Below are 22,002 nucleotides of genomic sequence, written 5' to 3' on the forward strand. Positions count from 1 at the left end.
GTTCAGCCCATCTCGCCACACAGGCGGCCGGCGTCGACAGCAAGCTGACCATCCAGGGCCACGGTGCAGCCCCGGAGCGGCAGATCAAAATGCCCGAGGGTGTGGCGGCCGGCGGCTTCGTTGGCGCCTGTGGAATACAAAAAGTTGCCGGCAAAGGCGCGCAGCTCGGTGCCGTTGAAATCGTTTTTGTCGTAAAAAGCCATGGCATCCCAGCGTGCTTGAGGGTTCATGCCCCAGCCGACATGTGACACCGCATAAGCCTCACGGTCGCCCCAGGCCGCCCAGTAGCTGCGCATCAAATCCGCGTCCACATGCTGGCCCGCAATGTCGGTGACAAAGTCGTTTTCAATCGTCAGCACCACCGGTTTTTCCAGGTAACGCTTGAAGGTGAGGTTGACATCGCCCTGGTCCAGCACCAGCCGGCCGTTGACGCTGCTTTTAGCCGGAAAAGCCAGACATAGCCCACCCGGCCAATGCGAGATGCTGCCGGGTTTGGCGGTGTAACCCCAGCCGCCACCGGTACGCGCACCTTCGAGTGAAATGTGCAGGTCGGTACCCGCGCCTGACGTCACGTGCATGGTTTTTGCGTTTCTGAGCAGCTTCATGCCGGCCTTGACCTTGGGCTCCAGCGCGGTGTTGGGCATGCAGCGCTCCAGTATTTCCGGGTGTTCGTTGGAGACCATCAACACACGCGCACCCCCTTGCAGGATCTCGGGCAATTCCGCCGCATGCAACAAACCTTCCACCGTCAGGTCGGCCACAAAGCTGCAGACCGCCAGCGCCTGCACCACCGGCGCCAAGCGTGCAATGGCATCCGAGGCGCCGGTGGAGCGCACCGGCACGGGTGCAGCCAGTTTGGGACTGGTGAGCACCAGATGAAAGGCCCGCGCGCCCAGACGCGCCAGCGCCAACTCGGCCAGTTGCACATTGACCGGTCGTGATTGCGTCTCGGACAGGATGGCCGCTGTGTCGCCAGCCTTGACGCCGCACAGCGCAAAGGTTTGGGCGAAACAGTCAATCCAGCGGGCTTCAATGCGTTGTTGCAGCATGCATCACTTTCTTAAAGGCGTGAACCCAGTGCGAAGTAGCCGCCGGCGTGAAACAGCAGCGGTGCCACCTCGGACGCGGTGAAACGTTCGACTTCGGCGATAAACAAACAATGGTCGCCGGCGGTTTGCCGCGACAGCGTGCGGCACTCCAGCCAGGCACTGGCGCCGTGGAGCAAAGGCAAGCCCCATTGATTTTCTGCGTGCGCCACACCGTCGAACTTGTCCGCCTGGGGCGATGCAAAACGGCGCGACAAATCGACCTGGGCTTCAGCCAGCACATTGACCACAAAACGCTCGGTCTTTTCAAACACCGGCAGGCTGGGCGAACTGGCCCGCAAAGACCAGAGGATCAGCGGCGGATCAAGCGACAGGGCTGCAAACGAATTGACCGTGAGTCCAACAAATACCCCGGTCGCGGCACGCGCCGTGACCACCGTGATGCCAGTGGCAAACTGGCCCAGTGCACTGCGCAGGAGCCGGCTGTCTGGCGCGGCCCGGCTGGCGAGGGCATCGGGGTCTGCGACGGCTTGCAAGGCAAGGTTCATTTATTCATAATATATGAAAATTCATGCAATACCAACCTGACTTTCCCGCAACCCAAGGCCGGCCGTGAACCGTTCCAAGGCCCCTGCCGACCCGGCACCGCCCCCTGTCGCCCGCTTCATCGACGGCTATCTGTCTTACCTGCTGGCCCGCGCCAGCCACACCGTGTACCGCGAGTTTCATGCGCAGGTCCAGGCGGCCGGATTGAGCTCTCTGGAATGGCGGCTGCTGGCCACCCTGTCCGACGGCGATGGACTGACCATCGGCGAGCTGGCGCATGAAATCCTGGCGCAGCAGCCCACCTTGACCAAGCTGGTGCAACGCATGGAAAAAGCCGGCTGGGTGCGGCGCGGCGAAGACCCGAGCGACGCCAGGCGCACCCTGGTGTTTGAAACCGCCCAAGGTAAAGCCACCGTGGCCGCACTGCTGGCCCAGGCCAAGACGCATGAAGACTCCTTGCTGCAGGACTTTAGCGAGCGGGATGTCACGGCCCTGAAGAAAATCCTGCAAACCCTGATCAGTCGCGGCGACGAAGGTTGAGCCGCGCGCCCCAATTACTTGACCAAGTCAAGTAATTGCCGGATGATCAGCGCCATGAAACCCGCACCTTCTTCCGCCGTGCCCGTCGCCCATGTCAAGGCCGTACGCGGCTTCAACCGCTTTTACACCCAGCGCATCGGGGTGCTGGCGCCCTACCTGGGCAGCGAGTTTTCGCTGACCGAAGTACGCGTCTTGTACGAGCTGGCGCACCGCCAGCAACTGACGGCCACCGAGTTGGGGCGCGATCTGGCCCTGGACGCGGGTTACCTCAGCCGTATCCTGCGCCGTTTTGAAAGTCAGGGCTGGATGGCCCGCAGTCCCTCCCCGGTCGATGCGCGGCAAAGCCTGTTGCAACTCACCGAGGCCGGTTACCAAGCTTTTGCACCACTGCAGCAACGCTCGCGCGACGAAGCCGCCGCGCTGCTGGCGCCGCTGCCCGCGCCGGCCCAACAAGAATTGACCGCCGCGTTGGCCACGGTGCAGCGCCTGCTGGCACCGGCCGACACGCCCGCTCCCAGCGTGCTGCTGCGTGAACCGCAACCCGGCGACATGGGTTGGGTGGTGCAGCAACACGGTGAAATTTACGCGCGTGAATACGGCTGGAACAGCGCGTTCGAAGCCCTGGTCGCGGGCATCGTGGCTGGCTATATACGCAAGTACCGGCCCGGCTCGGACCGCTGCTGGATTGCCGAGCTGAATGGCGAGCGGGTCGGCTCCATCTTTGTGGTGCGCAAATCCGCCACCGTGGCCCAGTTGCGCATGCTGATCCTGACACCGCAGGCGCGCGGCCTGGGCCTGGGTGCGCGTCTGACCGACGAATGCATCACGTTTGCCCGCAGCCAGGGTTACAAAAAAATGGTGCTCTGGACCAACAGCTGCCTGGACAGCGCCCGGGCGCTGTATGCCAAACGCGGCTTCCAGCTGGTCAAAAGTGAGCCTTACACCGGCTTTGGGAAAGACCTGGTGGGAGAAACCTGGGCACTCAAGCTGTAGAAACTTGGCGCCGATTTGGCTGGATTTTCGTATTTTTATATGCTTTTTAGGCCTTCATCCCTTATGGGACGGGCGCAAGCAGCTATAAAAACAGAAGCAACTCAAAGGAGCTATGCCCTTGTGCTCCGCAGTCGCACAACAACAAGCCAGTGATAATTGCGGCATGACTGCCTTCCCCACCGACGAAGAAGCCCCCCGCCCGCGACCCGAATCCCTGACCGACCTGTTTGTCTCCTTCACCCTGCTGGCACTGCAAGGTTTTGGCGGTGTGCTGGCCGTGGTGCAGCGCGAGCTGGTCGAGAAAAAGCGCTGGATGACGCGCGAGGAGTTTGTCGAGGAATGGGCGGTGGCCCAAATCATGCCCGGGCCCAACGTGGTCAACATCTCCATGATGATTGGCCACCGCTACTTCGGCCTGCGCGGCGCCATGGTGGCGCTGGCCGGCATGTTGACCGTGCCACTGGTGGTGGTTTTGTTGCTGGCGCTGGTGTATGCGCAGTTTGCCGACAACCCCGGCGTGGCGGGTGCCTTGCGCGGCATGGGCGCGGTCGCCGCCGGCCTGATCGCCGCCACCGGCCTGAAGCTGATGGGTGCCCTCAAAACCCACCCGCTCGGCCTGCCCCTGTGTATCGGGCTGGCGCTGCTGTGTTTTGTCGGCATCGCGCTGCTACGCCTGCCGCTGGCTTATGTTTTACTGGGCCTGGGTGTGACGGCCTGTACCCTGACCTACCGGAAGCTGGCACCATGAGCCTGACCCTGCACTGGAGCGACTGGCTCGCCATGTTTGGGCATTTCATGACCCTGTCGCTGCTGTCGATTGGCGGCGCCATCACCACCGCACCCGATATGCACCGCTACCTGGTGGACCGTCAGCACTGGCTGACCGACCCTCAGTTCAACGCCTCGGTGGCGATTGCGCAGGCCGCGCCCGGCCCCAACGTCTTGTTTGTCGCACTGATGGGCTGGCATGTGGGCCTGAATGCCGGCGGACCGCTGCTCGGGCTGTTCGGCGTCTTGGTCACCATGCTGGGCATCATGTTGCCCAGCACCACCCTGACCTACCTGGCCGCCAGCTGGGGCCATCGCAACCGCAACCTGCGCTGGGTGCGCGCTTTCAAACAAGGCATGGCGCCGATTGTGATTGCGCTGCTGATCGCCACCGGCTGGATCCTGGCCAGCGCCAGCGTCACCAGCCTGAAAAACTGGCCGGTGATGTTGCTGACCGCGGTGACGGCACTCATCGTCTGGCGCACCCGGCTGCATTTGTTGTGGCTGCTGGGCGCGGGGGCCTTGCTGGGCTGGTTCGGCTTCGTTTGAAGCGCGGCCTGCAGAAGATGCCGAATGCGGAAACAATGGCCCTTCCGCATTTGAACCCAAGCACCAAGGACAGCGCATGACTCACCCCGGCTACCGAGAACTGGGCCGCTCCGGCCTGCAGGTTTCACCACTCACCCTGGGCGGCAATGTTTTTGGCTGGACGGTGGACGAACCCACCTCCTTCACCCTGCTGGACGCCTGGGTTGATGCCGGCTTCAACTTCATAGATACGGCGGACGTGTACTCCAGCTGGGCCCCTGGCCACAGCGGCGGGGAGTCTGAAACCGTGATCGGAAAGTGGCTCAAATACAGCGACAAGCGTGACCGCGTGCTGATTGCCACCAAGGTGGGTAAACCCATGGGGCCGGGCAAGCAAGGCTTGAAGCCGGCGTATATCCGCCAGGCGGTGGAAGACTCCTTGCGTCGCCTGCAGACGGATCACATCGACCTGTACCAGTCGCATGACGACGATACCGACACGCCCCTCGAAGAAACCCTGGCCGTCTTTGGCGAACTGATCCAGGCCGGCAAGGTGCGCGCCATCGGCGCATCCAATTACAGCGCCGCCCGACTGGCCCAGGCACTGGAGGTCAGCGCCACAAACAGCCTGCCCCGTTATGAAAGCCTGCAGCCGCTCTACAACCTGTATGACCGGGCCGTGTTTGAAGACGAGTTGGCGCCGCTGTGCCTGAAACATGGCGTGGGGGTGATCAACTTTTACACCCTGGCCGCCGGTTTTTTGACAGGCAAATACCGCACGGCGGCCGATGCCGGCAAAAGCGCGCGCGGCGCGGGCAGCACGGCAAAATACCTCAATGCGCGCGGATTGCGCATCCTGGCCGCGCTGGACCAGGTGGCAGCGCGTTACAACACCACGCCGACGCAAATCGCCATCGCTTGGCTGATGGCGCAAGCCGCCGTGACCGCCCCGATTGCCAGCGTCACCTCGCTGGCGCAGATGGCGGAGCTGGTCGCCGCCACACGCCTGACGCTGGATGCCGAGGCGATGGCAACGCTGAACCAGGCCAGCGCCTGACGGCGCTTTGGGACTAAGGGGCGCGCTGAGGGGTGGCCGTCGCCGGCACGCGCAACTGCCTTAGTTTGCTGGCCAGGGAGGCGGCCGACAACTCCCCCAGATGGCTGTCGACCAAACGCCCACTGGCGTCATAAAACAAGGTGGTCGGCAAGGAACGCGAGCCGACGGCCAGCGCGAGCGCGGTGCGGGGGTCGAACACCACATGGGAGAGCTTCAACTGGCTGCTGGCCAGGTAACGCAGCACGGTCGCGCCGTCTTCGCCCTGGTTGGCAAACACAAAACGCATACCGCTTTCCTGTTGTTGTGCGGCGGCGAGAACCGGCATTTCACGGCGGCAAGGCGGGCACCAGGTGGCCCAAAGGTTCACCACCAGGGGTTTGCCCGCCGCCAGATCCGTGAGTTGGACCGACTCGCCCGCGAGTGTGGTCAACACCACCGTGGGTAACACCGGCGGTTCCTTGTTCACCCAGTGCAGCGTTGCCAACATCGCGCCCCAGACCAGGGCGCCTGCAGCCAGTCCAAAAATCAGCGGCTTGCGTAATGCCGCGCGGCGCCTCCCCTGCCCGATCGCCACACCTAAGGCCCCCAGCAGCCCGGCCCAGAGGGTAAAGCCGCCATCACGGATATCGAGAATAGACAAAGGCACCTGGCGGTAGCTGTCAAACCAGAGGGCCACAAACACCAGGCGTGCCACCAGCAGCCCGATGAGCAACATGTCGGACAAGGTGCTGGCGATGCCGCCCGTTTTCTGCCTGCGCCCGACCAGGTGGCCAATCGCCAGAGCCACCAACAGCGCCACCATCAGAAACAGCTGGCTGAGCGGCAATGGGAAAGGACCGATATTGACGCTTAACATGTCTCAAGCGCCGGCCTGGCACGTGGCCAACGTGCCGTGAAGGCAGTCAATGCCAATGGTCAGCCGCGCTGACGCAGGGCTTCGTACAGGCAGACGCCGCTGGCCACCGACACGTTCAGGCTTTCGACCGCGCCGCGCATCGGGATGCTGACCAGTTCGTCGCAGGTTTTGCGTGTCAACTGGCGCATGCCTTCACCTTCGGCGCCCAGCACCAAGGCCACCGGGCCCGTGAGTTTGACGTCGTAAATGGTTTTGGTCGCGTCGTCGCTGGTGCCAATGATCCAGATATTGCGTTCCTTGAGTTCGCCCAGGGTGCGCGCCAGGTTGGTCACCATGAAATACGGCATGGTTTCGGCCGCACCGCTGGCGACCTTGGCCACCGTGGCGTTGATGCCAGCCGCATGGTCCTTGGGTGCAATCACCGCATGTGCGCCGGCACCGTCGGCCACCCGCAGGCAGGCGCCCAGGTTGTGCGGGTCGGTCACGCCGTCCAGCACCAGCAACAGCGGCTGGGTGGTGCCCGCCGCCTCCAGATTTTCAAGCAGCTCGTCGAGTGAGGTGACCTGGGCCACAGCGTCCACCCGCGCCACCACGCCCTGGTGGCCATGGCTGCCGCACATCTTGGCCAGGCGCAGGCCGTCCGACTCGATCAGGCGGACACCGGCCTCTTTGGCACGGTCCACAAACTGGCGCATACGCGCGTCACGGCGCGAAACATCGAAAAAAACTTCAAAAACGGACTGGGGTGCGGTCTTGATACGCACACCGACGGCATGAAATCCGAACAGGACTTTGGGGGATGAGGACATGGCTGGATTATCGCTGCAACGCAGCATCGGGCTGACAGCAGGAAGTCCAGACAGGATGGACGGTCCGGCTGTAAGCCTAAAATAGTAACAAGACGTTTTTTCAACAAGGGCGACATGGGACTGCGGCTTAAATTCAACTTGGTGCTGATCGTCGTGTTTCTGGCCGGTTTTGCTGCGGTCGGTTTTGTCTCGCGCGAGTTGCTGCAGGAGAACGCGCGTGAAGAAGTGTTGCGCAACGCCCGCCTGATGATGGACACCGCGTTGTCCGTGCGCAGCTACACCGTCGAGCAGGTCAAACCGCACCTGGACAAACAACTTGAAGACGTGTTTTTGCCGCAAAGCGTGCCGGCTTATGCGGCCACCGAAACCCTGAACCAGCTGCAGAAAAAATACCGCGACTACGGCTACAAGGAAGCCACGTTGAACCCGACCAACCCGCGCAACCGGGCCACCGACTGGGAAGCCGACATCGTCCAGCAGTTCCGCCAGAACGCGGCGTCTAAAGAACTGGTGTCCGAACGTGTGGGCGGCACCGGTCGCATCCTCTACATTGCCAAACCGATCCAGATCACCAACGCCGCCTGCCTGCAATGCCACAGCGTGCCTGCCGCAGCCCCGGCCAGCATGCTCAAAATTTATGGCGATGCCAACGGTTTTGGCTGGAGACACAATGAGATCATTGGCGCGCAGGTGGTGACCGTGCCCATGGACATCCCCATCCTGAACGCCGACCGCGCCTTCAAGACCTTCATGGCTTCGCTGGCTGGCGTGTTTGCCGTCGTATTCATCGCTCTCAACGTCATGCTGAGCTGGCTCATCGTGCGTCCGATACGGCGCATGTCGCAGGCCGCCGACAAGGTCAGCACGGGTGACTTTGATGTGCCCGAATTTTCCGACGCGGGCCGCGACGAAGTCGCCGTGTTGGGCAGCTCTTTCAACCGCATGCGCCGCAGCCTGGAAAAAGCCATGCAGATGATTGAACGGGGCGGACACTGAGCTTATGCGTGTTCTGCCAGACCCCGGTGTCCGGCCTGTAGCGGCCGGTGTGGACGCGGCCGCCCTCCCCGCTGGCCACACGGTGTTTGAATACCGCATCGAAAAAATGCTGGGCGGCGGCGGTTTCGGCATCACCTACCTGGCGCACGACATCAACCTGGACCTGCCGGTCGCGATCAAGGAATATTTTCCGGGCGAGCTGGCCCTGCGCGCGTCAGACCTGTCGGTGCAAGTGCGCAACCCCGGAGGCCAACAGCAGTTTCAATGGGGGCTGGAGCGTTTTCTCGATGAGGCGCGTGCGCTGGCCTCGTTTCGCCACCCCAATATTGCGCGTGTGCTGCGTTATTTCCGGGAAAACGACACCGCCTATATCGTCATGGAATACGAGTCCGGCGACCCGCTCAGGCGCTGGCTGGCGCGCCAGCCCGCATTGAACCAGGCCAGCCTGTTGAAGGTGATTTACCCGCTGATGGATGGGCTGGAGGCGGTGCACAAGCTGAACTTCCTGCATCGCGACATCAAGCCCGACAACATCTATATCCGCGCCGATGGCACGCCGGTGCTTCTCGACTTTGGCGCGGCGCGGCGCATCACCGGCGAGCGCGATTTGACCCACATCGTCAGCCCTGGTTTTGCACCTTTTGAGCAATACCACAGCCAGGGCAAACAAGGGCCGTGGAGCGATATCTATTCCTTGGGCGCGGTGATGTACTGGCTGACCACCGGGCAAAAACCCGTGGAGTCGGCCGCACGCGTGCAGCACGACAACATGCCGGGCGCGCTGGCCCTCGGCCATGCCGCGACCTTCGGCGAAGGCGTGTTGCGCGCCATCGACTGGGCCTTGAGCCCGGACGAAGCCGGCCGGCCGCAAAACGTGGCCGAATTGCGCGCGGTGCTGGTCGGTGTGGCCGCCGTGAGCCCCGCCGCCCACGCGCCGACCCACCCCGGGGCCATGCCCGGCAGCGGCGCCCTGGCCTTTGCCGCCAGCGCGCAGACAATTCCCGGCCACAGCAGCCAAAACCCGCGCAAAAACGTGCTCGGCACGTTGATGTTCCTTAACCTGATGGCCCAATCCAGGCGGTCTATCGAGCAGCAGAGGCTGCTGAAAGAACGTTTCAACGAGCTGATCCTCAAGGCCCTCAAAGGGGTGCCCGAGGCCTCGCGTATCGTGATCGATACCCCCGATGGCGCGGCCACCTGTTTTCTCGGCGACCCGGAAGAGGCCTTGCAGTCGGCTCAGCTGCTGCGCGGGCTGCTGTTGCAAAAATACGGGCCCTTGCTGTCGCTGCGTATCGGGCTGCACCTGGGGCCCATGCGTATCGTGTTTGATGCCAACCAGCGTGTCACGGTGGTCGGCGACGGCATCAACGTGGCCCAGCGCATCATGGACTTTGCGCAGCCCAACCAGATCGTGGTGTCGCGTGCTTATTACGACGTGATCTTGCGTATCACCGACAACGCCGCCGGCCTGTTCAGCGCGCTGGGGCCACACCTGGACAAACACCTGCGCTCACACGACATTTACGCCTTGCTGGAGCCGCAGGCCCGCGCCGCGCCGGCACCGCTTCCGTCCAGCAGCGCGTTTGAACACACCGCGTCTCTGGCCACCCTGGCGTCCCTGACACCGGAAGTGGTGGTCGAGATCGAGGCCGAACTGGCCCGCAACATCGGGCCGCTGGCCAGGGTGCTGGTGAAAAAAGCGCTGCCGCGCAGTGTCAGCGCCCAGCGCCTGCGTGAATTGCTGGCGGTGTCCATCCCCGACCCGAAAGCGCGCGAGTTGTTTGTCAACCCCAAGAGCCACCACACCCAGCCCACGCCCCACACCGACGGCCGGCCTGAGGTCACAGCGCCTATCAGCCAGCGCTGGGCAGACCGCAGCCAGCCGGTCAGCACCACCATCAGCGGGCGGACTGTCCCGGTGTCCTCGCCCTACTTCAGCGCAGCCCTGCTGCAGCAGCTGGAAAAAGCCCTGAGCCAAAGCATAGGCCCCTTGGCCAAGATGATTCTCAAACAGGGAGTGACGCGGCATCACACGCCGGAGGCGCTGCGGCAAGCCCTGGCAGCGCAGGTGGACTCGCCCACCGAGCGCGAAAAATTCCTGGCCGCCACGCACAAACTCCAGCAGTCGCTACCTAATTGATAGCTGCTTGCGCCCGTCAATAAAGGGCTGGAGGCCTATTTTGTGCTCAAGAAGCGATGACTTGCCCGGCTTCCAGCGTGATACGCCGCTCGCAGCGCGCCGCGATGCTGCGGTCGTGGGTCACCAGGACCAGCGTGGTGCCCAGCTCCTGGTTCAGCTCGAACATCAAGGCCATGACTTTTTCGCCGGTGGCAAAGTCCAGACTGCCGGTCGGCTCGTCGGCCAGCAGCAGCGCCGGCTGCACCACAAAGGCCCGGGCCAGCGCCACACGCTGTTGCTCGCCGCCCGACAAAACCTTGGGGTAATGGCCCAGACGTTCGCCCAGGCCCACCCGTTTGAGCATCTCGGTGGCTTGCGCCCGCGCGTTTTTGGCACCCGACAACTCCAGCGGCAACATGACGTTTTCCAGCGCGCTGAGGTTGCCCATCAGCTGAAAACTCTGGAACACAAAACCGACCTTCTGTGCGCGCAGCGCGGCGCGGTCGTCTTCACTGAGCGCAAACAGGTCCTGGCCGGCCAGTTGCACCGTGCCTTGTGTGGGCGTGTCCAGCCCGGCAATGATGGACAGCAGCGTGCTTTTGCCCGAACCGGAAGCCCCGACAATGGCGGCAGTCTCCCTGGCTGCGAGTGCGAAATGAATATCGCGCAAAATAGTCAGGGTGCCGGTCGAGTCGCTCACACTCTTGAATACATGCTCCACGGAAATAATTGAAGAGGGAGAGGACGCGCATGCAGCGTCGTTCAGCACATTAACCGCGGGTTCAAACATGTCAGCCTTGTCAGAAAACTTGAGAACAGACTTTACCAAGCTTGCCCGCGCCGCGGCTGGCCGCCTGCTAAAACCTTTCGCCGCGCTGCTGCTGGCCGGGCTGGCGGCCGGTACCGGCTTTGCCCAGGCGCCTGCCGCCGCTTCCGCGCCCGGCGAAACCATTCTGGTGGTGGGTGATTCGCTGAGTGCCGAATACGGCCTCAAACGCGGCAGCGGCTGGGTGCCCCTGCTTGAAAAACAACTGGCCCGCGAGAACAAAGCCGCCAAAGTCGTCAACGCCAGCATCAGCGGCGACACCACCTCCGGCGGCCGGTCGCGTCTGCCGGCGCTGCTGGCGCAACACCAGCCGGCCACCGTGGTGATCGAACTCGGCGGCAACGACGCGCTGCGCGGCCTGCCGCTGGACATGACCGAAAACAACCTGCGCGCCATGACCCAGGCCGCCAAAAAAGCTGGCGCCAAGGTCCTGCTGGTCGGCATGCAGGTGCCGCCCAACTACGGCGGCGACTACAGCGCAAAATTTTCCGGCCTGTTCACCAACATCGCCAAAGCCGAAAAAGTCGGGCTGGTGCCCTTTTTCCTCAAAGGTATTGCCGATGTTGACGACGCCGTCGCCAACTTCCAGGCCGACCGCATCCATCCCAACGAACAGTCGCAGGCCCGTATGTTGGCCAATGTCTGGCCTGAACTGAAGAAACTCATCAAGTGACCCTGGAACGCATTTCCGCCGAGCAAGCGCTCGGCACACTCGCCGATTATTCCCTTGTGATCGACGCTCGCAGCGAGGGGGAATACGCCGAAGACCACCTGCCCGGCGCCGTCAACTGGCCCAGCTTGCACGACGATGAACGCGCCATTGTCGGCACCAGCTACAAACAGATCAGCCAGTTCGAGGCCAAAAAACTGGGCGCCGCGCTGGTCGCCCAAAACATCGCCGAACATATCCGGCGCGAGGTGCTGGACAAACCCCGTGAGTGGCAACCACTGATCTATTGCTGGCGCGGCGGCAAACGCAGCGGCTCGCTGGCGTTGATCCTGGATCAGATCGGTTTCAAGGTCACCTTGGTGGACGGCGGCTACAAGGCCTTCCGGGCAGCCCTGGTGACCGATCTGCCGCAGCTGGCGGCACGCCACCACTACCAGGTGGTCTGTGGCCCCACCGGCGCCGGCAAGACCCGCCTGTTGCACGCGCTGGCGCAACAAGGCGCGCAGGTGCTGGACCTGGAGGCGCTGGCCAGGCACCGCAGCTCGGTGCTGGGCATGATTCCCGGCGTGGCCCAGCCCAGCCAGAAGGCTTTTGACAGCCTGATCTGGGCCGCCTTGCACCGCTTTGATCCAGCGCGCCCGGTGTTTATCGAAAGCGAAAGCAAAAAAGTCGGTAATGTCGCCGTGCCCGAAGGCCTGATCACCGCCATGCGCCGCAGCCCCTGCCTGCGCCTGGACCTGCCCGAAAGCGAACGTGTGGCGCTGCTGCTGGAGGACTATGCGTTTTTTGTCAAAGACACCGCATTTTTCTGCGAGCGCCTGGGCGCGCTGACCGAAGCCCGCGGCAAAGCCATGGTGGAAGACTGGCAGGCCCGTGCACGCAGCGGCGATGTCGCATCGGTGGTGCAGGAATTGCTGGTGAAACATTACGACCCGGCCTACCTGCAATCGATACGGCGCAACTTTGACCAGTATGAAAGCGCACGGGTGTTGGCACCACGCGACCACACGGCGGGCGCCATGAGCGAACTCGCGCAGACCCTGCTGGCGGCCTGAACGCCGCCCCAAAAAACAAGGCCCCGGGGGACAGGGTGTCTGTCCCGGCGGAGCCTGTTGTGGTGCAGTCGCTATCAATACAATAGCTGCTTGCGTCCGATCATAAAGGGCTAGCGCCCTCTTTCATTTAAATTTTCAGTGACGTGCGCCCTTCAGGGTGCTGCATCGGTGGCGGGCGGCGTGCCGGCTTCCTGGCCGTCAGTCCCCTCATCGTCCGGCAGGTCCGGCTTGCCTTCGGCCTTGCGTTTGAGTTTTTCCTCTTTTTTCTTCTTTTTGGCCAGCTCTTTCTGGCGTTTTTCGTAGGAATAATTGGGAGTTGCCACGGCGTACTTTCTTCAGGAATATAGCCCTAACTGTACTGCATCGCAGCCAGCGATTGGGCCAGGTCGGCCTGCAGGTCGGAGGTAGCCTCCAAGCCGATGGAAAAGCGCACCAGACCGCCTGTATAAGGCCAGGGCGTGCTGCGGATCGCGGGCACGTCATAAGGCACACACAAGCTCATGGGGCCGGCCCAGCTGTAGCCCAGCTGAAACAGTTGCAAGCGGTCACAAAAACCATCAATCTCGGCCTGCGTAAAAGCCGGCTTGAACACCACGCTGAGCAGACAGGCCGCCGCCGTGCAGTCGCGCTGCCAGACCGCGTGGCCAGGCGAGCCGGTCAGCGCCGGGTGTAACACCGCCTCAATCTGCGGCTGCTGTTGCAACCAGATGGCCAGGCTGCGGGTGGCGCTGTCCTGCGCCGCATAACGCAAGGCCAGGCTACCCAGGCCGCGCAAGACCAGTTCGACGTCGTTGCCGCTGACGCCGAAACCCAGGCGCATATGGCAAAAATGCACCAACTGGTACAAGGCGTCGTTGCGCGTGACCACCGAGCCCATCAACACATCCGCGCCGCCGCTGGGGTATTTGGTCAGGGCCTGGACCGAGATGTCGGCGCCCAGCGCAAAAGCGTTAAAGGCCACGCCCGCACCCCAGGTGTTGTCCAGCGCCGTGACGATGCCATCCGGATGTACGTCGCCGTGCGCCTTGACCACGGCCACCAGTGCCGGCAGGTCGGGAAACTCCAGCGTGATCGAACCCGGCGCTTCCAGCCAGACCAGGCGGGTTCTGGCACTGAGTTTGGCCGCCAGATCGCTGGGCCGCATGGGGTCGTAATAGGCGTAACTGATGCCCCAGGCCGCCAGTTCGTGCTGCGCAAAGGCCTTGTTCGGGCCGTAGGCGTTGTCGGGGATCAGGACCTCGTCGCCAGCCTTGAGCAGCGCCATGTCGACCAGCGCCACCGCCGCCAGCCCGCTGGGCACCAGGGTGCAGAACTGACCGCCTTCCAGCGTGGCGATACGCTCTTCCAGTATGAAGGTCGTGGGTGTGCCGTGCAGGCCGTAGGTGTAGCCGGTCTTGTGTTTCCAGTCGCGCTGACGCAGGACCGCAACACTGGGGAAGAGGATGGTGGAAGCCTTGTGCACGCCCGGCTGGACAGACTCAAAACCGGACGGCGGCCGGTAGGCGTGGTGGATCAGTTGGGTGGAAATGTCGCTCATGCACCGATGTTAACGGCAGGCGACCATGCCATGAACCATCCCTCTTGGAGTGCCGGCATGGATTGCGGATCAAGCCCGCAATGACCAAGACGAGCTCCGCGAGGCTCGGTCTTCCACCAGCCAGGGCCGCGGAACCGGCTACGCCGGGCCGCAGGCGCAACGGCCCCCTCGGGGGGCAGGAAGCTACACGCAGTGAGCGACCGTGGGGGCTAAATTTTCCACTTCTCCATCAACTGCGCCGGCCGCATCGAATCGTAACTTTCGAAGGGCTGGTGAATCCACGGATTGGTGGCCAAAAACTCGACCGAATAGTCCGCCTGGAAAGTCGACACGCCCTTGGTCCAGATCACGGCGCTGCGCAGCTCGGAAATCGGCTCGTAGTTGTCGCGCAACTGGTTGATCACGGCGTTCAGCGTGTGGCCCGTGTCGGCCAGGTCGTCGACCAGCAGCACCTTGCCGGCGATCTCACCTTGCGGGGTGGTGATGTAGCGGGCGATGTCCAGCTTGCCCTGCACCATGCCGGCTTCGGCACGGTAAGAGCTGGTGGACATGATGGCCAGCGGCTTGTCGAAAATACGCGACAGGATGTCGCCCGGCCGCATGCCGCCACGCGCCAGACACAGAATGGTGTCGAACTCCCAGCCCGATTGGTAGATCTTGAGCGCCAGTTTTTCAATCAGGTTGTGGTATTCGTCATAACTGACATAAAGGTGCTTGCCGTCTTCGGTCAACATGAAAAATGCTCCTGATTAAATAGCTGGTTACGCCCACAGATACTGGGCCAGGCCACGATTTGGCTTGAAACTTTTTTAAAACCCGACTTACACCGCCGGCGCCGCGAAGGGGTCGCGCAACAAGATGGTGTGGTCGCGGTCCGGGCTGGTGGAAATCATGTGGACCGGCACGCCGGTGACATCTTCGATGCGTTTCAGGTAACGCTGGGCTGCGGCAGGCAGCTTGTCGTAGTCGGTCACACCCACCGTGCTTTGGGTCCAGCCCGACAGGGTTTCGTAAATCGGCGTGCAGCGGGCAATGTCGTCGGCACCCATGGGCAGGATATCGGTGATATGGCCGTCCAGCTCGTAACCGGTGCACAGTTCCAGTTGCTCAATGCCGTCCAGCACGTCCAGCTTGGTGATACACAGACCGGACAAACCGTTGACTTGCGCAGAACGCTTGAGCAAGGCCGCGTCAAACCAGCCGCAACGGCGGCTGCGGCCTGTGGTCACGCCTTTTTCGGCGCCCACGGTGCTCATGTGGTAACCCGGCGTGCCAGGTGTTTCCCAGTCCAGCTCGGTCGGGAACGGGCCACCGCCCACACGGGTGCAATACGCCTTGGTGATGCCCAGGATGTAATGCAGCATGCCGGGGCCGACACCCGCGCCGGCGGAGGCATTGCCGGCCACGCAGTTGCTGGAGGTCACATAGGGGTAGGTGCCATGGTCCACGTCCAGCAAAGTGCCCTGCGCGCCTTCAAACAGCAGGTTCGCGCCTTCAGCGTGCGCGTCGTTGAGTTCGCGCGAGACGTCGGCCATCATGGGTTTGAGCAACTCGGCGTGTTTCATGGCCTCGTTGTAGACCGTGTCGAAATCGATGGCCGGGGCATGCAGGTAACCGGTCAGCACATAGTTGTGCAGGTCCAGCAGCTCGCGCAGCTTGGTGGCAAAACGCTCGGGGTACTTCAAATCTTGCACGCGCAACGCGCGGCGGGCGATTTTGTCTTCGTAAGCAGGGCCGATGCCGCGGCCGGTGGTGCCGATCTTGGTCACGCCGCCTTTTTCGCGGAAAGCTTCGCGGGCGATATCAATCGCCGCGTGGAAAGGCAGGATCAGCGGGCAGGCTTCGCTGATGCGCAGGCGCGAACGCACTTCCACACCGGCTTTTTCCAGGCCTTCGATTTCTTCAAACAGCTTGGCCGCCGACAACACGACGCCGTTGCCGATGTAACACTTGACACCGGGGCGCATGATGCCGCTGGGGATCAGGTGCAAGGCGGTTTTGACACCGTTGATGACCAGCGTGTGGCCGGCGTTGTGGCCGCCCTGGAAACGCACCACGCCTTGCGAACTTTCGGTCAGCCAGTCGACCAGCTTGCCCTTGCCTTCGTCACCCCATTGGGTGCCCACGACCACCACGTTGCGTCCGGGGCTGGCGGCTAATGTTTTTGTCATCATCGGTTTACTCACTAAGAATGGATTGCGGAATGCGGGGTCGAACGCCGTGCCGGTCAGGCTGGCGTTTTGCCCAGGGGCTGGACCTGCCACTGGCCGGCCACGCTGGCCAGTTCGCGGTCACAGTAAAACTCGTCGACTTCATGTTCATGGCCGGGCAACACACAGGCCACGGTTTCGCCGCTGGCGCGCAGCTGGGCAATGGCGGCGCGCAGGCCGGCCTCTTCGCCCCAGGGCGCACGAATCGCGGCTTTCAGCGGCTTGGGCAACAACACGCTGACCAGTTCCTTCAAATCCAGGCTGAAGCCTGCGGCCGGGCGGTTGCGCCCGAACACCGCACCGACTTCGTCGTAACGGCCGCCGCGCACCAGCTCGGCGCCTTGTGCGCCTTCGCGCTGGCCATGGCCATAAATCGCAAAACGGGTGCCGCTGTAATAGGCGTAACCCCGCAAGTCGGCCAGATCGAAACCGATCTTGACCTCGCCGGCGAGGTTGCCGACATGCGTCGCCAGCCATTTCAAGTTTTGCAGCGCCTTGAGCGCTTCAGGCATGGCCTGGAAGGCTTTTTCAGCCTCTTGCAAGACTTTTTCGTCACCGTAGAACTGCAGCAGCGCCAGCAGGCCCTGGCGCGCGGCGGCGGAGATCTCGCTGCCCAGGCTGGTGCTCAGGCTGGCCAGCTCGCTGGCATCTTTGCCGGCCAGGGCCGCGTGAATCCGCGCCAGCATGGCGGGGCTGATTTTGGCGCCCGCCAGCAAGCTGCTGACGATGCGCACATCGGCCATATCCACAGACAGTTGTGTCACGCCGGCGGCGCTCAAGCCCTGCAACGCCAGCAACTGGGCTTCGAGGTCGGCTTCGAGTCCGGCATGGCCATAAATCTCGGCACCAAACTGCAATGGCTCACGCGTGGCGTAGGGGCGGTCTGCGCGGGTATGCACCACCGGGCCGCAGTAACACAGGCGGGCCACGCCCTGGCGATTCAGCAAATGGGCGTCGATACGCGCCACTTGCGGCGTGGTGTCGGCGCGCAGGCCCAGAGTGCGGCCCGAGAGCTGGTCCACCAGCTTGAAGGTCTGCAGGTCCAGTGCTTCACCGGTGCCGGTGAGCAGGGACTCCAGGTGCTCCATCAGCGGGGGCATGACGAGTTCGTAGCCGTAGCTGCGTGCCGTGTCCAGAAACAAACGACGCAGTTCTTCGATGTGACGCGCCTCGGAAGGCAGGACATCGGCAATTTGATCCGGCAATTGCCATGATGACGACCAGGCGGGCATGTATTTATCGTAGGCTGTTAAAAACAGGATTTTACCGGGCTTGGACGCGGTTTCCGGCCCGCTCGGGAATTGGCAGCGAAAAGCGAGCCCAATTACAGGCGCCCGCCCCTCGCGTCAGGCAAGAATTGTCAAAGCAGAAAAGCGATCCAGGCCAAGCCTGCGAGCACGCTGCACAGGCCAAAAAACCGGATCTGGCCGTTGCTCATCTTGAGGATTTGCTCAAACATGCGGCGCCAGCCACCCGGCGAAAAAAACGGCAGCAGGCCCTCGATCACGAGCAGGCAGGCCAGCGCCAGCCAAAGCGTGCTGCTGTCCAAGGAGAATTACTTCTTGGCCGGAGCCGGAGCAGTGCCCGAGCCTGAACCACGCATGGCCTTGAAGAAGTCCGAAGACGGGTCCAGCACCATCACGTCGCTCTTCTTGCTGAAGCTGGCCTTGTAGGCGTCCAGGCTGCGGTAGAACTGGGCGAACTGCGGGTCGCGGCCAAATGATTCGGCGTAAGTGCGTGCCGCCTCGGCATCGCCCTCACCCTTGATCTTCTGGGCATCACGGTAGGCGTTGGCAATTGTGATTTCGCGCTGGCGGTCGGCATCGGCGCGAATTTTTTCGCCTTCGGCAGCACCGGTGGAGCGCAGTTCGTTGGCTACCCGTTTACGTTCGGCTTCCATGCGGCGGTAAACCGACTCGGTGATGGCTTCAACATAGTCCACACGCGTGATACGCACGTCGACCACGTCCATGCCCAGAGGCTGGGCGCCGCGCACTTTTTCAAGCACTTCGCGTTTGACGTCGACCATCAAGACCTCGCGTTTTTGCGACAACAAGTCCTTGAGCGTGTATTTGTTGATTTCTTCCTGGAAGGCATTACGCACCACCCGGTTCAACTGATTCGCACCCGCACGTTCGTCCGTCCCGACATTGCGGATGTATTCGGACGGCTGGCTGATGCGCCAGCGCACATACCAGTCGATGACCACACGCTGCTTTTCGGCGGTGTAGATAGGCTCCACATCGGTGCTGTCCAGCGTGAGCAGGCGCTTGTCGATATAAGACACGTTCTGGAACGGCGGCGGCAACTTGAAATGCAAGCCGGGCTCGGTCACCACGGACTTGATTTCGCCGAGTGCGTAGACCACACCAAATTGCCGCTGATCGACGACAAACAACATGGAACTGGCCAGTGCAAGCACAACCAGCAACGAAGAAGCAATAAATCCAACTCTGTTCACGGTATCTTCCTCTTAACGGGTGTCGCGGTCACGCGTACGGGACGCATCACGGGCACGTGAATCGGTGCTGGTGGCGGGCACATTCGGGGCGGCGGGCGCTGCGGCACCCGGCAACAAGGTCGGCTCACCGCCGGCGGCGCCGCTTGCGGTCGACTGCTGCATGATCTTATCCAGCGGCAGGTACAAGAGGTTGGAACCCTGGCGCGATTCGACCAGAACCTTGGTCACGTTGGTGTAGACCTGCTGCATGGTGTCGGTGTACATGCGGTCACGCGTGACCTGCGGCGCCTTCTGGTACTCGGCCAAGACCGAACGGAAGCGCTGTGCATCACCCTGTGCCTGCGCCACGATACGGGCTTTGTAAGCTTCGGACTCTTCTTTCAGGCGCGATGCGGAACCCACAGCCCGCGGAATCACGTCATTGGCGTAAGCCTCGGCTTCGTTCTTGGCGCGTTCGCGCTCCTGGCCGGCCTTGAGCACGTCGTCGAAGGCGGCTTGCACCTGCTCGGGCGGACGCACACCGCCTTGCTGCAAGTTGATGGCCACCACTTCCACACCCACTTTGTAGCGGTCCAGGATGGTCTGCATCAGCATGCGTACTTGCGGCGCGATCTTGTCGCGGTCTTCGCCGAGCGCAGCGTCCATACGCATCTTGCCGACGACTTCGCGCACTGCGGTTTCAGCCGCCTGCACCACCGCGCCGGCGGGGTCCTTGCTTTCAAACAGGTAGGCACGGGCATCGCTCAGGCGGTATTGCACGGCAAACTTGATCTCGACGATATTTTCATCGGCGGTCAGCATGGCCGACTCGCGCAGGCCGGTGGCCTTGATCACGGTGTCACGACCCACGTCGACCGAACGGATTTGTGTCACCACCACCATTTCATGGCGCTGCACCGGATACGGCAGGCGCCAGTTGAAACCGGCCCCTACGGTTGACTTGTACTTGCCGAACTGCGTGATCACGGCCTGCTGGCCCTCTTGCACGATGAAAAAACCCGTGCCCAGCCAGATCAGGACAGCCACACCGGCGATCAGGCCAACGCCGATGCCGGCACTTTTCATGTCGGGCTGGAAACCACCGGGGCCGCCATTGCCGCCCCCACCCATGCCGCCATTACCACCGTTGCCGCGCGCACGCTGACCCGCATTTTTGGCGCCACCGAACAAGCCACCGAGCTTGCGGTTGAAGTCACGCCACAACTCATCCAGATCGGGCGGGCCCTGATTCGGACCCTGGCCTTGCTGCCCCTGCGGTCGATTCGGCGCTGCTGGAGGCCGGACCGGAGCATTCTCGTCGCGGCCAGCTTCCGGCTTGGATTCGTCGGGAGAAGCTTTGTTGTCGTCGTCGCGGCCCCAGCGTGGATCGTTCAGATTGAACATTCCTCGGGCGCCTTGCCTCAGGCGTCCCGGCAGGGTTGTCAGCGTCTGTAGCACAGGGTTCAGGTTCATGGAATCAAGCTCTTTTTTTTAATGACTTCGACATTGTGCCCAATCAGGCGACAGCCTCACTTATTGGGAGGGTATCTTCGGCCGGTGGCAATGCGGCATGCCGCGCCAGCAACTCGCGCAGCAAAGGCAAACCTTCACCGCTTTGCGCACTGACAAACACCCGATCGACCCGCTTGCCGGTGTCGGAAAAGGCGTCCTTGATTTCAAAGCTGTCACTTAGCTGCAGCGGCCAGCGTGCCTTTTCAAGGGCATCCAGCTTGTTGAAGACCAGAATTTGCGGCACATCGGCAGCACCTATCTCGGACAATACACGCTGGACTTCCTCGATCTGCTCCAGATGGTTGGGATTGGCACCGTCCACCACATGCAGCAGCAAGTCGGCATCGGCCGCTTCTTGCAAGGTGGCGGCAAACGCGTCAATCAGGCCGTGAGGCAAGTCGCGGATAAAACCCACGGTGTCCGACAGCGACACGGAACGTCCGGCATCCCCCAGGTAAAGTTGCCGCGTGGTGGTGTCCAAGGTGGCGAACAGCTGGTCGGCCGCGTAGGCACGCGCCTTCACCAAGGCGTTGAACAGCGTCGATTTGCCAGCATTGGTGTAACCCACCAGCGAGATCGTGAAGGCATTTCGGCGACCACGTTGCTTGCGTTGGGTTTGCCGTTGTTTTTTGACTTTGCTCAGGCGTTCTTTGGTGCGCTTGATGGCCTCGCCGATCATGCGTTTGTCCAGCTCGATCTGCTTTTCACCCGGGCCGCCGCGCACGCCGGCACCGCCGGTTTGCCGCTCCAGATGCGACCAGCGCCGGACCAGTCGGGTCGACAGGTATTGCAGACGTGCCAGTTCGACCTGCAGCTTGCCCTCGTGGCTGCGTGCACGCTGGGCAAAAATCTCCAGGATCAGCAAGGTCCGGTCATTGACCGCCAAACCGAGCACCCGCTCGAGGTTGCGCTGCTGGGCCGGGCTCAGGGACTGGTCGAACAGGATTTCGCTGGCACCCGTCTCCAGGGCCAGCATCTTGATCTCGTCAGCTTTGCCGCTGCCGATGAACAAAGCCGCGTCGGGCGCCTTGCGTTTGCAAGTGACACGGGCAACAGGCTGCAAACCCGCAGTTTGCGCGAGCAAGCCCAGCTCTTCAAGGCCGGCATCAAAATTGGGGTAGCCCAGATCAACCCCGACCAGGATGGCCAGGGGTGGAGATGTCTGGGAGAAGTCCTGCGAACTCAGCTGGCTGGGCTTTCTTGAGATTCTGCTGCAGCAAAATTGACTGCACGACCGGGAACGATGGTCGAAATCGCGTGTTTGTAGACCATCTGCGTGACAGTATTACGCAGAAGGACCACATACTGATCGAAAGATTCGATCTGGCCCTGAAGTTTGATGCCGTTGACGAGGTAAATCGAAACCGGCACATGCTCACGGCGCAAAGTATTGAGGAAGGGGTCCTGCAAGAGCTGACCTTTGTTATTGCTCACGATATTTTCCGTGTTCAAGAGTTGATAGGGCTTCACCTTACCACAGCCCATAGGCTGTGG

General features: G+C 62.3%; 24 protein-coding genes. 9 read left to right on the forward strand and 15 right to left on the reverse strand.

What is annotated here, in order from left to right; all coding sequences use genetic code 11:
• Positions 1–2 precede the first annotated feature (2 nt).
• Together R6254_RS04075 and R6254_RS04080 are read right to left on the reverse strand one after the other, a co-directional pair.
• On the reverse strand, positions 3–1,049 hold the full coding sequence (locus tag R6254_RS04075) for a 2,5-dihydroxypyridine 5,6-dioxygenase NicX family protein (RefSeq protein WP_318404631.1): 1,047 nt from the start codon (positions 1,047–1,049) through the stop codon (positions 3–5).
• An 11-nt stretch (positions 1,050–1,060) separates the two neighbouring features.
• Positions 1,061–1,594 carry a flavin reductase family protein gene (locus R6254_RS04080; protein ID WP_318404633.1) on the reverse strand — a complete coding sequence of 178 codons (534 nt, stop codon included), beginning with the start codon at positions 1,592–1,594 and terminating at the stop codon, positions 1,061–1,063.
• A gap of 64 nt (positions 1,595–1,658) precedes the next feature.
• On the opposite strand from R6254_RS04080, the gene R6254_RS04085 reads away from it, so the two are divergent.
• The 5 genes from R6254_RS04085 to R6254_RS04105 all read left to right on the forward strand — a co-directional run bounded on the left by R6254_RS04085 (position 1,659) and on the right by R6254_RS04105 (position 5,478).
• Complete coding sequence (locus R6254_RS04085) at positions 1,659–2,132, forward strand: MarR family winged helix-turn-helix transcriptional regulator (RefSeq protein WP_318404635.1); 474 nt, start codon at positions 1,659–1,661, stop codon at positions 2,130–2,132.
• Positions 2,133–2,186: 54 nt separating this feature from the next.
• Positions 2,187–3,125: a bifunctional helix-turn-helix transcriptional regulator/GNAT family N-acetyltransferase gene (locus R6254_RS04090; RefSeq protein ID WP_318404636.1), complete on the forward strand. Its 939-nt coding sequence runs from the start codon at positions 2,187–2,189 to the stop codon at positions 3,123–3,125.
• A gap of 163 nt (positions 3,126–3,288) precedes the next feature.
• Positions 3,289–3,873: a chromate transporter gene (locus R6254_RS04095; RefSeq protein ID WP_318404638.1), complete on the forward strand. Its 585-nt coding sequence runs from the start codon at positions 3,289–3,291 to the stop codon at positions 3,871–3,873.
• Positions 3,870–4,442, forward strand: a complete 573-nt coding sequence (locus R6254_RS04100; protein ID WP_318404639.1) for a chromate transporter — start codon at positions 3,870–3,872, stop codon at positions 4,440–4,442. Before R6254_RS04095 ends, R6254_RS04100 begins: the two co-directional genes overlap by 4 nt.
• Before the next feature lie 76 nt (positions 4,443–4,518).
• Positions 4,519–5,478 carry an aldo/keto reductase gene (locus R6254_RS04105; RefSeq protein ID WP_318404641.1) on the forward strand — a complete coding sequence of 320 codons (960 nt, stop codon included), beginning with the start codon at positions 4,519–4,521 and terminating at the stop codon, positions 5,476–5,478.
• 13 nt (positions 5,479–5,491) lie between these two features.
• On the opposite strand, the gene R6254_RS04110 is transcribed toward R6254_RS04105, so the two are convergent.
• Together R6254_RS04110 and rlmB are read right to left on the reverse strand one after the other, a co-directional pair.
• Positions 5,492–6,334, reverse strand: coding sequence for a TlpA disulfide reductase family protein (locus tag R6254_RS04110; RefSeq protein WP_318404642.1), 843 nt, complete (start codon positions 6,332–6,334; stop codon positions 5,492–5,494).
• A 59-nt stretch (positions 6,335–6,393) separates the two neighbouring features.
• Positions 6,394–7,143, reverse strand: a complete 750-nt coding sequence (rlmB, locus tag R6254_RS04115; protein ID WP_318404644.1) for a 23S rRNA (guanosine(2251)-2'-O)-methyltransferase RlmB — start codon at positions 7,141–7,143, stop codon at positions 6,394–6,396.
• A gap of 114 nt (positions 7,144–7,257) precedes the next feature.
• Here rlmB and R6254_RS04120 point away from each other — a divergent pair, with 114 nt between their 5' ends.
• Together R6254_RS04120 and R6254_RS04125 are read left to right on the forward strand one after the other, a co-directional pair.
• Positions 7,258–8,139, forward strand: coding sequence for a Tll0287-like domain-containing protein (locus R6254_RS04120; RefSeq protein WP_318404646.1), 882 nt, complete (start codon positions 7,258–7,260; stop codon positions 8,137–8,139).
• 4 nt (positions 8,140–8,143) lie between these two features.
• Positions 8,144–10,279 (forward strand): protein kinase domain-containing protein, encoded by a 2,136-nt coding sequence (locus tag R6254_RS04125; RefSeq protein ID WP_318404649.1) that lies wholly within the window; start codon positions 8,144–8,146, stop codon positions 10,277–10,279.
• Between the two features lie 46 nt (positions 10,280–10,325).
• Here the strand turns inward: R6254_RS04125 and R6254_RS04130 are convergent, their stop codons facing one another.
• A complete protein-coding gene (locus R6254_RS04130) occupies positions 10,326–11,048 on the reverse strand; it encodes an ABC transporter ATP-binding protein (RefSeq protein WP_318404651.1) in 723 nt (240 codons plus the stop codon).
• Here R6254_RS04130 and R6254_RS04135 point away from each other — a divergent pair.
• The gene (locus tag R6254_RS04135; RefSeq protein WP_412103102.1) at positions 11,047–11,757 is read left to right on the forward strand and encodes an arylesterase; all 711 of its coding nucleotides are present in this window, start codon (positions 11,047–11,049) and stop codon (positions 11,755–11,757) included. The two genes, R6254_RS04130 and R6254_RS04135, sit on opposite strands and share 2 nt — an antisense overlap.
• Complete coding sequence (mnmH, locus tag R6254_RS04140; RefSeq protein ID WP_318404655.1) at positions 11,754–12,809, forward strand: tRNA 2-selenouridine(34) synthase MnmH; 1,056 nt, start codon at positions 11,754–11,756, stop codon at positions 12,807–12,809. The genes R6254_RS04135 and mnmH overlap by 4 nt, the downstream gene beginning before the upstream one ends.
• A gap of 152 nt (positions 12,810–12,961) precedes the next feature.
• Here the strand turns inward: mnmH and R6254_RS04145 are convergent, their stop codons facing one another.
• The 10 genes from R6254_RS04145 to hfq form a co-directional block, all read right to left on the reverse strand.
• A complete protein-coding gene (locus tag R6254_RS04145; protein ID WP_318404657.1) occupies positions 12,962–13,132 on the reverse strand; it encodes a hypothetical protein in 171 nt (56 codons plus the stop codon).
• A 26-nt stretch (positions 13,133–13,158) separates the two neighbouring features.
• A complete protein-coding gene (locus R6254_RS04150; protein ID WP_318404659.1) occupies positions 13,159–14,346 on the reverse strand; it encodes a PLP-dependent transferase in 1,188 nt (395 codons plus the stop codon).
• A 209-nt stretch (positions 14,347–14,555) separates the two neighbouring features.
• Positions 14,556–15,080, reverse strand: a complete 525-nt coding sequence (locus R6254_RS04155; RefSeq protein WP_318404660.1) for a phosphoribosyltransferase — start codon at positions 15,078–15,080, stop codon at positions 14,556–14,558.
• Between the two features lie 87 nt (positions 15,081–15,167).
• Entirely contained in the window at positions 15,168–16,517 is a 1,350-nt protein-coding gene (locus R6254_RS04160; protein WP_318404661.1) for an adenylosuccinate synthase, read from the reverse strand.
• 56 nt (positions 16,518–16,573) lie between these two features.
• Positions 16,574–17,788, reverse strand: a complete 1,215-nt coding sequence (locus R6254_RS04165) for an ATP phosphoribosyltransferase regulatory subunit (protein ID WP_318404662.1) — start codon at positions 17,786–17,788, stop codon at positions 16,574–16,576.
• A gap of 128 nt (positions 17,789–17,916) precedes the next feature.
• Complete coding sequence (locus R6254_RS04170) at positions 17,917–18,105, reverse strand: DUF2065 domain-containing protein (protein WP_318404664.1); 189 nt, start codon at positions 18,103–18,105, stop codon at positions 17,917–17,919.
• 6 nt (positions 18,106–18,111) lie between these two features.
• The gene (hflC, locus tag R6254_RS04175) at positions 18,112–19,017 is read right to left on the reverse strand and encodes a protease modulator HflC (protein WP_318404665.1); all 906 of its coding nucleotides are present in this window, start codon (positions 19,015–19,017) and stop codon (positions 18,112–18,114) included.
• 12 nt (positions 19,018–19,029) lie between these two features.
• Complete coding sequence (hflK, locus tag R6254_RS04180; protein ID WP_318404666.1) at positions 19,030–20,469, reverse strand: FtsH protease activity modulator HflK; 1,440 nt, start codon at positions 20,467–20,469, stop codon at positions 19,030–19,032.
• 43 nt (positions 20,470–20,512) lie between these two features.
• Positions 20,513–21,694 carry a GTPase HflX gene (gene hflX / locus R6254_RS04185; RefSeq protein WP_318405206.1) on the reverse strand — a complete coding sequence of 394 codons (1,182 nt, stop codon included), beginning with the start codon at positions 21,692–21,694 and terminating at the stop codon, positions 20,513–20,515.
• On the reverse strand, positions 21,691–21,993 hold the full coding sequence (hfq, locus tag R6254_RS04190; protein WP_318404667.1) for an RNA chaperone Hfq: 303 nt from the start codon (positions 21,991–21,993) through the stop codon (positions 21,691–21,693). Before hfq ends, hflX begins: the two co-directional genes overlap by 4 nt.
• Between the last annotated feature and the right edge of the window lie 9 nt (positions 21,994–22,002).

The sequence above is a fragment of the Polaromonas potterensis genome (assembly GCF_033446725.1).
In the GTDB taxonomy this organism is placed as follows: Bacteria; Pseudomonadota; Gammaproteobacteria; order Burkholderiales; family Burkholderiaceae_C; genus Polaromonas.